The organism is Neoroseomonas rubea (genome assembly GCF_016106015.1).
In the GTDB taxonomy this organism is placed as follows: domain Bacteria; phylum Pseudomonadota; class Alphaproteobacteria; order Acetobacterales; family Acetobacteraceae; genus Neoroseomonas; species Neoroseomonas rubea.
Genome location: NZ_JACADQ010000136.1, coordinates 1 through 10,279 on the forward strand (window position 1 = coordinate 1; position 10,279 = coordinate 10,279).

Annotated in this window: 14 protein-coding genes; 12 read left to right on the forward strand and 2 right to left on the reverse strand. The window is 71.9% G+C overall.

Annotation, left to right across the window (positions count from 1 at the left end):
* On the reverse strand, window positions 1–751 hold a 751-nt coding region (locus tag HW577_RS13835; protein ID WP_198376722.1), incomplete at its 3' end, for a GntR family transcriptional regulator.
* A gap of 102 nt (window positions 752–853) precedes the next feature.
* Here HW577_RS13835 and HW577_RS13840 point away from each other — a divergent pair.
* The 4 genes from HW577_RS13840 to HW577_RS13855 all read left to right on the forward strand — a co-directional run bounded on the left by HW577_RS13840 (window position 854) and on the right by HW577_RS13855 (window position 4,388).
* Window positions 854–1,711 (forward strand): fumarylacetoacetate hydrolase family protein, encoded by an 858-nt coding sequence (locus HW577_RS13840; protein WP_198376723.1) that lies wholly within the window; start codon window positions 854–856, stop codon window positions 1,709–1,711.
* A gap of 5 nt (window positions 1,712–1,716) precedes the next feature.
* Window positions 1,717–2,394 (forward strand): polysaccharide deacetylase family protein, encoded by a 678-nt coding sequence (locus HW577_RS13845; protein WP_198376724.1) that lies wholly within the window; start codon window positions 1,717–1,719, stop codon window positions 2,392–2,394.
* A 100-nt stretch (window positions 2,395–2,494) separates the two neighbouring features.
* Window positions 2,495–3,400, forward strand: a complete 906-nt coding sequence (locus tag HW577_RS13850; protein WP_198376725.1) for a dioxygenase family protein — start codon at window positions 2,495–2,497, stop codon at window positions 3,398–3,400.
* 28 nt (window positions 3,401–3,428) lie between these two features.
* Window positions 3,429–4,388, forward strand: a complete 960-nt coding sequence (locus tag HW577_RS13855) for a tripartite tricarboxylate transporter substrate binding protein (protein WP_198376726.1) — start codon at window positions 3,429–3,431, stop codon at window positions 4,386–4,388.
* A 3-nt stretch (window positions 4,389–4,391) separates the two neighbouring features.
* On the opposite strand, the gene HW577_RS13860 is transcribed toward HW577_RS13855, so the two are convergent.
* Window positions 4,392–5,024, reverse strand: a complete 633-nt coding sequence (locus HW577_RS13860) for an MSMEG_1061 family FMN-dependent PPOX-type flavoprotein (protein WP_198376727.1) — start codon at window positions 5,022–5,024, stop codon at window positions 4,392–4,394.
* Window positions 5,025–5,143: 119 nt separating this feature from the next.
* Here HW577_RS13860 and HW577_RS13865 point away from each other — a divergent pair, with 119 nt between their 5' ends.
* The 8 genes from HW577_RS13865 (at window position 5,144) to tolR (ending at window position 10,272) form a co-directional block, all read left to right on the forward strand.
* Window positions 5,144–5,896 carry a YebC/PmpR family DNA-binding transcriptional regulator gene (locus tag HW577_RS13865; protein ID WP_198376728.1) on the forward strand — a complete coding sequence of 251 codons (753 nt, stop codon included), beginning with the start codon at window positions 5,144–5,146 and terminating at the stop codon, window positions 5,894–5,896.
* A 6-nt stretch (window positions 5,897–5,902) separates the two neighbouring features.
* Window positions 5,903–6,283 (forward strand): YkvA family protein, encoded by a 381-nt coding sequence (locus HW577_RS13870; RefSeq protein ID WP_198376729.1) that lies wholly within the window; start codon window positions 5,903–5,905, stop codon window positions 6,281–6,283.
* Between the two features lie 39 nt (window positions 6,284–6,322).
* Window positions 6,323–6,841, forward strand: coding sequence for a crossover junction endodeoxyribonuclease RuvC (gene ruvC, locus HW577_RS13875; protein WP_198376730.1), 519 nt, complete (start codon window positions 6,323–6,325; stop codon window positions 6,839–6,841).
* Window positions 6,838–7,455 (forward strand): Holliday junction branch migration protein RuvA, encoded by a 618-nt coding sequence (gene ruvA, locus HW577_RS13880; RefSeq protein ID WP_198376731.1) that lies wholly within the window; start codon window positions 6,838–6,840, stop codon window positions 7,453–7,455. The genes ruvC and ruvA overlap by 4 nt, the downstream gene beginning before the upstream one ends.
* Window positions 7,452–8,489: a Holliday junction branch migration DNA helicase RuvB gene (ruvB, locus tag HW577_RS13885; protein ID WP_198376732.1), complete on the forward strand. Its 1,038-nt coding sequence runs from the start codon at window positions 7,452–7,454 to the stop codon at window positions 8,487–8,489. The genes ruvA and ruvB overlap by 4 nt, the downstream gene beginning before the upstream one ends.
* Entirely contained in the window at window positions 8,486–8,953 is a 468-nt protein-coding gene (locus HW577_RS13890; RefSeq protein WP_198376733.1) for a YbgC/FadM family acyl-CoA thioesterase, read from the forward strand. Before ruvB ends, HW577_RS13890 begins: the two co-directional genes overlap by 4 nt.
* A gap of 70 nt (window positions 8,954–9,023) precedes the next feature.
* The gene (gene tolQ / locus HW577_RS13895; RefSeq protein ID WP_332837696.1) at window positions 9,024–9,767 is read left to right on the forward strand and encodes a protein TolQ; all 744 of its coding nucleotides are present in this window, start codon (window positions 9,024–9,026) and stop codon (window positions 9,765–9,767) included.
* Window positions 9,768–9,771: 4 nt separating this feature from the next.
* Window positions 9,772–10,272, forward strand: coding sequence for a protein TolR (gene tolR, locus HW577_RS13900; RefSeq protein ID WP_198376735.1), 501 nt, complete (start codon window positions 9,772–9,774; stop codon window positions 10,270–10,272).
* The last annotated feature ends 7 nt before the right edge of the window (window positions 10,273–10,279 follow it).

A 10,279-nucleotide genomic window follows, 5' to 3' on the forward strand; every position in this document is an offset into this window, starting at 1 on the left:
GTCTCAAGTGTGGCTGGGGTGCGTGCGCGTGCCCTTTCGATCTGCGGCCGGGCGCGGCCTTGGCCTGCAAGGCGACGCCGACGAATTCGCCGGTGGCGCCGAGATGGCGCGCGAGCAGCGCCGTCGCGCGCGGCGCGTCGCGGTCGAGTGCTGCTTCGGCGATGGCGGCATGCTCGGCCGCGACATCGCGCCCCGGCCAGGCGACGGCGTTGGCGATGGCGCGGTAGCGCTCCGCTTCCTCCCGCAGCCGGTCGCAGAAGGCAAGCAGCGGCGGCGCGTCGCAGGCGGCGATCAGGGCGCGGTGGAAGGCGCGGTGCGCTTCCTCCCAGGCCGGGTTCGCCACGTAGCGCCCGGGCTCGAGCGACCGTGGCAGGCGTGCGAGGCGTCGCTCGGCGGCGGCGACCGAATCCTCCCATGCGGCGTCGCCGCGGGCGATGGCTTCGCCGAGTGCGAGCGCCTCCACCAGGCAGCGGGTGCGGACCAGGCCCGCGAAGCCGGCGGGGTCGGCCTCGGCCACGCGGAAGCCGCGCTGCTCGATGCGGCGGGCGAGCCCCTCGGCGGCGAGTTGCGCCAGCGCCTCCCGCACCGGGGTGGGGCCGGCGCCGATGGTCGCGGCGAGGTCCTGGACCTTCAGCCTTTCCCCAGGCCCGAGGCGCCCTTCGAGGATGTCCGCGCGCAGCCGACGATAGGCCGCGGTGGCCTGGGTGTCGGGGGACCCGGCGGGGTCGGGCGTGGCGCCGTTGCGCTGCATGGCGGCGGACCATGGCGAAGCGGGCTGCGGGAGGCAAGAGCGATAAAACGCGTTGACAGGGCAATTTTATCGGTAAAATAAGCGTGCATCTGGAGGACGCCGATGCGCCTGCTCTCGTTCCGCTCGCCCGAAGGTGCCGCGCTCGGCCTCCGGCTGGGAGAAGAGGTCGCGCCGCTCGCGAGCCTCGGCGCCGATGTCCCGGCGAGCATGCCGGCGCTGCTCGCGATGGGGCCGGGCTTCCTCGCGGGCCTCGCCGCGCGGGCGGCCGCCGCGCCGCGCATCCCGGTCGCCGGCCTCGACCTGCTGCCGCCTGTGCCCGTGCCCGGGAAGATCGTCTGCATCGGGCTGAACTACGCGCTGCACGCCAAGGAAGGCGGCAACCCGATCCCCGACTATCCGGCCGTGTTCCTGCGCGGCGCGACGTCCCTCGCGGCCCCCGGCGCGCCGCTGATCCGCCCGCGGGCCAGCGCGAAGCTGGATTGGGAAGCGGAACTAGCCATCGTCATCGGCCGCCGCGCGCGGCATGTGAGCGAGGCGGAGGCGCTGTCCGTCGTCGGCGGCTATGCCTGCTTCAACGAGGGCTCGGTGCGCGACTTCCAGCGCAGGTCGACGCAATGGACCATCGGAAAGAACTTTGATGCAACCGGCGGCTTCGGGCCGGAGATCGTCACACCCGAGGAACTCCCGCCTGGCGCGGACGGGCTGCGCATCGCGCTGCGCGTGAACGGGCAGACGATGCAGGACAGCACGACCGCCGACATGATCTTCAAGGTGCCGCGGCTGATCGCGATCCTGTCGGAGGTCATGACGCTCGAACCCGGCGACGTGATCGCGACGGGCACGCCGTCCGGCGTCGGCTATGCCCGCACGCCGCCGCGATTCCTCGTGCCCGGCGACGTGGTGGAGGTCGAGATCGAGGGCATCGGCACGCTGCGCAACGGCGTCGCGGACGAGGCCTGACAGCCATGCGGGAGGTGACGCTCACCTTCGACAACGGCCCGGACGAGGCGACGACGCCGCGCGTGCTGGACGTGCTGCGCCGGCGCGGCATCCGCGCGACCTTCTTCGTGGTCGGCAACCGGCTTGCGGATCCGGCGCGGCGCGCGCTGATGGCACGCGCGCATGCCGAAGGCCACTGGATCGGTAACCACAGCTTCACCCACCAGGGCCCGCTCGGGGCGCGGACGGATCGCGGCCATGCGGGCGCCGAGATCGCCATGACCGAGGCGCTGATCCGCCCCTTCGCCCATCCCGACCGGCTGTTCCGCCCGGTGGGCGGAGGCGGGCGCATCGGGCGCCATCTGCTGAGCGCGGAGGCCGCGCTCCATCTGCAGGAAAATCGCCAGACGGTGGCGCTGTGGTCCGCCGTGCCGGGCGACTGGAAGGACGCCGAGGGCTGGCCGGAGGTCGCCTTCGCGCAATGCATGGCGCAGGCGCGGCCGGTGCTCGTGCTGCACGACATCGCGGGCGGCGCGATGGCGCATCTGGACGCGCTGCTCGGACGCCTGGCCGATGCGGGGGCGACCTTCGCGCAGGAATTTCCGGATGCGGTGGTGCCGATGCGGCGCGGGGTGGCCACGCCGGGCTTCGACGCCCATGTGATGCCCGAAGGCGGACCGCCCGCCGAGTGCCGCGCGGCCTGAGCGGGCGGAGCCATTGACCCGGTGCGCCCCGCGCAAGCAGGGTGCGCCGCCAGACGAACGGGCCGCCGCAGGGGCGCCGGCGCGACGAGAGGAGGAAACAGTGCAGGACCTCGACGTCAACGAGATCACCGACGCCGTCATCGCCCAGATGGCGACGACGCCCGATCCGCGCCTGCGCGAGATCATGGAAGCCGCCGTCCGCCACATGCATGCCTTCGCGCGGGAGGTGCAGCTGACGCCCGACGAATGGCTCAAGGGCATCGCCTTCATGACCGCGGTCGGACAGATGTGCTCGCCCATCCGCCAGGAGTTCATCCTGCTGTCGGACGTGCTCGGCCTCTCCCGCCTGGTCAACGTCATGCACGATGCCAAGGGGCGGGAAGCGGCGGGGACCGAGACCAGCCTGCTCGGCCCCTTCTTCCGCGAAGGCGCGCCGGAGGTGCCGCTCGGCGGCACGCTGGCCCGCGCGGAAGGCGGGCCGGAGATCCTGATGTTCGGCCGCATCACCGACACCGAGGGCCGCGCCATCCCGCACGCCGTGATCGACCTGTGGCAGACCAATGCCGAGGGCCTGTACGACCTGCAGGCGCATGATCCGTCTGAGATGGACATGCGCGGGCGCATCCGCTGCGACGCGGAAGGGCGCTACCATGTCCGCACCGAACGGCCGCTCGGCTATTCCATCCCGATGGACGGGCCGGTGGGGGAACTCGTGCGCCAGCAGGCGCGGCACGGCTTCCGCCCCGCGCATATCCACATCCTGATCGCAGCCCCGGGCTTCCGGGAACTGGTCACCGCGCTCTATCTCGGCGATGACGAGCATGTGGACAGCGACACGGTGTTCGGCGTCTCGAAGTCGCTCGTGGTGACGACCTCCGACGACCTGCCCGACGCGCCGATGAAGGGCGTGCCCGCGATCCGCTACGACTTCACCCTGTCGCGCGAGAGCGGCGAGGCGGGCGGGCGCGTCGGCTCCGACCCGTCCAGGCTCGTCCCCGCCGGCTGAACCGCATTCCCCAAGGGAGAAGACAAGAATGATCACCCGACGCCTGCTGGGCGCGGCGGCGCTTGCCGCTGCCGCCGCCCTGCCGCCGCCCGCGCTTGCGCAGGAAGCCTTCCCCAGCCGCACCGTGCAGGTCGTGCTGCCCTATCCGCCGGGCAACGCGATCGACCTGCTGGTGCGTGCGCTCGCCGCGCAGATGTCGGGGCCGCTCGGCCAGTCCGTCGTCGTCGTGAACCGCGACGGCGCGGCGGGCGTGGTGGGGTCCGTCTCGGTGCTGCGCGCGCCGGCGGACGGCTACACGGTGCTGTTCATGCCGGCACTCGTCGCCTCGGTGCTGCCGGTGACGCAGTCGACCTCCGGCCTGCAGACCGGCTCCTTCCGCCCGGTCTGCCAGGTGTTCAGCAATTCGATGGCGCTCGTCGTCCGTCCTGACAGCCCGATCCGCACGCTGGCCGACCTGCAGCGCGCGGCGCAGGCCAATCCGGGGCGGATGACCTACGGCACGCTCGGCGTCACCTCCATCCCGCATCTTGCCATGGTGCAGTGGCTGGGCGCGGCGCGCGCCGAGATCGAGCACGTGCCCTATCGTGCCGACGCCGCGGTGATGACGGAGGTGCTGCAGGGGCGCATCGATGTCGGCTCCATCGTGCTGGGCTCGGCCGCTGGGCGGAACGACATCCGCGTGCTGGCGGTGTTCGACCGGCAGCGGCACCCGGATTTCCCCGAAGCGGCGACGGCGGTGGAGCAGGGCTTCGACGTCGCCCCGGCCTCCTTCGGCGGGCTGTTCGTGCTCGCCGGGACGCCGGAGGACCGGATCGCGCGCATCGAGGCCGCCTGTGCGGCGGCGGCGAACAGCGAGGCCTACCGCACCGCGGCGCGCACCGGGTCCCAGCCGGCGAACTACTTCCTCAACCGCGCGGACTTCTCCCGCCGCCTGGCCGATGACATCGCCCAGAAGGCCGAGGTGCTGCGCGGCATCCGGTTGAACTGAGCTTCAGTACATCGTGGACTCGAGGCGCGCCGGCGCCTCGCGGTCGTAGTCGGCGGCGTCCACGGCGCCGTCGGCACGGTGGGAGGCGATGAGCTGCCCCATCGTCGGCAGCCCCGCCGGCCGCGCCCGCCCGTCCCAAAGGCGGGACCGCATGATCGACTTGGCGCATTGCATGAAGAGTTCCGTGACGGTGACCACCAGCACCGTCGCCGGCACCTTGCCCCGTTCGACGAAGCGGCCGGTCAGCGCCGGGTCCGCCGTGATGCGCGCGGTGCCGTGCACGCGCAGCACCTCCGACGCGCCTGGGACGAAGAAAATGACCGAGACGCGGTTGTCCTCGAGGATGTCGCGCAGCGCGTCCAGCCGGTTGTTGCCGCGCCGGTCCGGGATCAGCAGCGTGCCGTCCGGCTCGACCGCGACGAAGCCCGGCGCGTCCCCGCGCGGCGTCGCGTGCACGCCGCGGCTGCCGACCGTGGACAGGATGCAGAAGGGGGAGGCCGCGATCCATGCGCGGGCCGTCGCCTCGATCCGGTGCGTCACCTTCTTGATCGGGCCTTCCAGCGGCTGGTCGTAGATCTCGCGCAGGCGCGCTTCCGTGGTGACGGCGAAGGGGTCGGCGGGGGAGTGCGTGTCCATGGCGCCAGTCTGGCCCGGCCCCGGGCCGGTCCGCCAGCCCGTGCTTGCCCCGGGCGGGACGGCGCGGCTAGAAGCCCCGGGTCCCCGAAGCCAACGGTACCCGACGGAGAGAGGCCTCCATGGCCGGCCATTCGCACGCCAAGAACGTCATGCACCGCAAGGCCGCCCAGGGTGCCAAGCGCGCCCAGGCCTTCGGCAAGCTGATCCGCGAGATCACCGTCTCCGCCAAGATGGGCCTGCCCGACCCGGCGATGAACCCGCGCCTGCGCGCCGCGGTGAAGGCCGCGCTCGTGGCCAACATGACGAAGGACACGATCGACCGCGCCATCAAGCGCGCATCGGATGCCGGCCAGGGGGAAGGCTATGAGGAGGTGCGCTACGAGGGCTACGGCCCGCACGGCATCGCCATCATCGTCGAGGCCCTGACCGACAACCGCAACCGCACCGGCGGCGACCTGCGGTCCATGTTCGCCAAGAACGGCGGCGCGCTGGGGGAGACGAACTCGGTCGCCTTCCAGTTCGAGCGCAAGGGCGTGCTGCGCTTCAAGCCCGCCGCCGCCTCCGCCGACGCCATGCTGGAAGCCGCGATCGAGGCCGGCGCCGAGGATGTGGAATCCGACGAGGACGGCCACGAGGTCAGCACCAGCGTCGAGGATTTTGCGAGTGTGCGCGACGCGCTGGAGGCGAAGTTCGGCCAAGCGGAGGCGGCGAAGCTCGAATGGTGGCCATCGACCACCATCGACCTGGATGAGGAGCGGGCGCGCGAGGTGCTGAAGCTGATCGACGCGCTCGACGACCATGACGACGTCCAGACCGTCTATGCCAATTTCGAGGTGGACGCGGCGGCGGCCGAGAGGCTCTCGGCGGCCTGAGCCGGCATGTTCGCGCGCCTGAAGGGCTGGGCGCGCGCCATCCGGCGCGACGTGCATGCGCTGTGGCTCGCCGCGCGGGATCCGCGCACGCCCTGGGCGGCGCGGCTGCTGGCGCTGGCCATCGCGGCCTATGCGCTTTCCCCCATCGACCTGATCCCGGATGTCATCCCGGTGCTGGGCTACCTTGACGACGCGATCCTGCTGCCGCTGCTGATCCTGCTCGTCCTGCGCCTCATTCCGCCGGCGCTGATGGAGAAACACCGCGCGACCGCGGCGGCGGCGGCGGCGCGGCCGGTCAGCCGGGCGGGGGCGGCCTTCATCGTCCTGCTGTGGCTCGCCGCGGCGGGCGGGCTGATCTGGGCCTTCCGGCCATGGCTGGCGGGCTGACGGGCGGGCGGGCGCCGCTTCTGCTAGAAGGCCGGCGCCATGGCGCGCGCCCCGATTCGCATCCTCGGCCTCGATCCCGGCCTCCAGCACACCGGCTGGGGGCTAATCGAGCATGACGGCTTCCGCCTGCGCTTCCTCGCCGAGGGCGTGATCTCGACCACACCGGCCGAGGATCTGCCCGACCGGCTGCTCGCGCTGCATCGCGGCCTCGCCGCCGTGATCGACCTGCATGCGCCGGAGGAAGCCGCGGTCGAGAACACCTATGTCGCGCGCAATCCGGACAGCGCGCTGAAGCTCGGACAGGCGCGCGGCGTCGTGGTGCTGGCCCCGGCACTGGCGGGGCTTTCCGTCGCGCAATACGGCGCGATGGAAGTGAAGCGCGCCGTCGTCGGCAACGGCCACGCGGCCAAGGACCAGGTGCAGGCGATGGTGAAGCACCTGCTGCCCGGCGTGACCTTCAAGCGCGCGGACGCGGCCGACGCGCTGGCAGTGGCGATCTGCCACGCGCATCACCGTTCCTCCCGCGCGGCCCTCGCCCGTGGATACCAGCCGGCATGATCGGGCTGCTGAAGGGGCGGGTGGAAAGCACCCACGAAGGCGGCTGCATCCTCGACGTCAACGGCGTCGGCTACCTGCTCTCCTGTTCGCGCAAGACGCTCGATGCGCTGACGACGCGGGAGGGGCCGCACCGCGTGCTCGTCGAAACCCGCGTCAGCCAGGATGCCATCACCCTGTTCGGCTTCGCCGACGCGACCGAGCGCGAGGCCTTCCGCGCGCTGATCGAGGTCAAGACGGTCGGGCCGCAGAAGGCGCTGATCGTGCTGTCCTCGCTGAGCCCCGACGGCCTCGCCCGGGCCATCGCCGCCAAGGAACGCAAGCGGCTGGCCGAGGTGAAGGGCCTGGGCGCCGCGACCGCCAACCGCATCGTGGACGAGCCCGCCATGCAGAAATGGGCGGTCGGCCGCGCGACGCCGGAGGCCGATGGCGAGGGCGCGCTGCCCGTCCTCGCGCCGGAACAGGGGGCGGAGGCCGATGCCGTCTCCGCGCTGGTCAACCTCGGCTGGAAGCAGCCGCAGGCGGCGGCGGCCATCGCGCGCGCGGCCAAGCGCCTCGGTGAAGGGGCGACGCTCGACGCGCTGATCCGCGACGGGCTGAAGGAAATGGCGCGATGAGCGGGGAGCGCCTGACCTCGCCCGACCGGCAGGAGGACGACTACGGCGAGCACGCGCTCCGCCCGCAGACGCTCGCCGACTTCACGGGGCAGGCGAGCCTGCGGGAGAACCTCGCGGTCTTCATCGCCGCGGCGAAGGCCCGCGCGGAGCCGATGGACCATGTGCTGTTCTACGGCCCGCCGGGCCTGGGCAAGACGACGCTCGCTCAGATCGTCGCGCGCGAACTGGGCGTCGGCTTCCGCGCGACCTCGGGCCCCGTGCTGCAGCGCTCGGGCGACCTTGCGGCCATCCTGACGAACCTGCAGCCGCGCGACGTGCTGTTCGTGGACGAGATCCATCGCCTCCAGCCCGCGATCGAGGAGACGCTTTATCCGGCGATGGAGGATTTCTGCCTGGACCTGATCATCGGGGAGGGGCCGGCGGCGCGGACCGTGCGCATCGACATCCCGCCCTTCACGCTGATCGGGGCGACGACGCGCGCCGGGCTGCTGGCCACGCCGCTGCGCGACCGCTTCGGCATTCCGCTGCGGCTGATCTTCTACACGGCCGAGGAACTGCACGGCATCGTCACGCGCGGCGCGCGCAAGCTGAACTTCGCCCTGTCCGACGACGGCGCGATGGAAATCGCGAAGCGATCCCGCGGCACGCCGCGCATCGCCGGCCGGCTGCTGCGCCGCGTGCGGGACTTCGCGATGGTGGAGAACCGCGTCGCCGACCGCGCCATGGCCGATGCGGCGCTGCGGCGGCTGGAGGTCGATGCGCTCGGCCTCGATGCGATGGACCGCCGCTACTTGTTGCGCATCGCCGAACACCATGGCGGCGGGCCGGTCGGGATCGAGACGCTGGCGGCCGCGCTGGCCGAGGGGCGCGACACGCTCGAGGAAGTGGTCGAGCCCTTCCTGATCCAGGAAGGGCTGGTGCTGCGCACGCCTCGCGGGCGGATGCTGGGTGAGCGCGGCTGGCGGCATCTGGGCCTTGCGCCGCCGGCGGGCCTGGTCGCGCAGCTCGATCTGTTGCGAGACCAGGATATATGACTGGGCCTGAACTAGCCGCGTCAGACCGGATACATCGACACTACCTGCGCGTGTATTTCGAGGATACCGACGCGGGCGGGATGGCCTATCACGCCCGCTATCTGCACTGGGCGGAGCGCGCGCGGACGGAATCCTTGCGCGCCATTGGGTTGCCACACAATCTGATGATAGAACGTCATGGAGCGCTGCTCGTGGTGCGGCGCGTCGAAGTGGAGTATTGGCGGCCCGCCCGCCTCGATTCGCGGGTGGTCGTGGAGACCGCGATCCTCAGGGTTACCGGCGCGCAGATCCTTCTCGACCAGACGGTCCGCCTGGCGGAGGAAGGGTCGGGAGCGCCGGGCGAAAGGCTCGCGGGGCTGAAGGTCGGGCTGGTCTCAGTGGACCAGGCCGCGCTGAAGCCGGTGCCGCTGCCCGAACCCTGGCGGTCGGTGCTCAAGGGCCTGGTCGTCCAGCCGGCGGGCTGACGGCGACGAAGTCATGGAAGGCGGCCGCGGCCGCCGGCCCCCGATCGCGGGGCGAGGAAGGAGAGACCGCGTGAACGGCACGGTGACGGCCCAGGCGCTCGGACAGGCGGCGCACGACCTCTCGCTCTGGGGGCTCTTCCTCCAGGCGGACTGGGTGGTGAAGTCCGTCATGATCGGGCTGCTGCTCGCCAGCATCTGGGTCTGGGCGGTGGTGTTCGACAAGGTGACGGGGCTGCGCCGGGCGAATCGCGCGGCGGATGCCTTCGAGGACCGCTTCTGGTCCGGCGGCAGCCTCGACGACCTCTTCGCGCGGGAAGGGGAGGAGCCGACCCATCCGATCGCCGCGGTGTTCGGCGCGGCGATGCGTGAATGGCGCCGCAGCGCCGGCAACGGCGCGCTGCTCGGCGGTGCCAAGGAACGCGTCGAGCGCGCCATGGCCGTGACCATAGGGCGGGAGATGGACCGGCTGGAACGCTGGATGGTCTTCCTCGCCTCGGTCGGTTCGGTCGCACCCTTCATCGGGCTGTTCGGCACGGTCTGGGGCATCATGAACTCCTTCGCCGCGATCGCGGGGATGCAGAACACCAACCTCGCCGTGGTCGCCCCCGGCATCGCGGAGGCGCTGTTCGCGACGGCGATCGGCCTGATCGCGGCGATCCCGGCGGTGCTCGCCTACAACAAGATCAACACCGACCTCGCGCGCTTCGCGGGGCGGATGGAATCCTTCGCGACCGAGTTCGCGGCCATCCTGTCCCGCCAGACGGAAATGGCGGCCAACGACAAGGCCGCGCCCGCGGCGACCGCGGCGGAATAGCGCGATGGGCGCCCCCCTTGTCGGCAGCCGGGCCAATGGCCGGTCCCGCTACCGGCCGATGGCCGAGATCAACGTCACGCCCTTCGTCGACGTCATGCTCGTGCTGCTCATCATCTTCATGGTCGCGGCACCGCTGATGACCGTGGGCGTGCCGGTGGACCTGCCGCGCACCGCCGCATCGCCGCTCAACCAGGAGACCGAGCCGCTCACCATCACGGTGAACCCCGAGGGCCGCGTCTTCCTCCAGGAAACCGAGGTGACGGTCGAGGACCTGGTGCCGCGGCTTCGCGCCATCATGGCGAACCAGCCGGCCGGCGCGCAGGAACGGCGCATCTTCGTCCGCGGCGACCGCGCCATCGCCTATGGCCGCGTCATGGAGGTAATGGGCACCATCGCCGGCGCCGGCTTCACCCGTGTCGCGCTGCTGGCCGAACAGCCGGCCGGGCCGCGCCCCGGCGGGGCCCCCGCCGCCCCCGCGCGGCGGGACGGGAGAGCTCACGCCTGAACTCCTG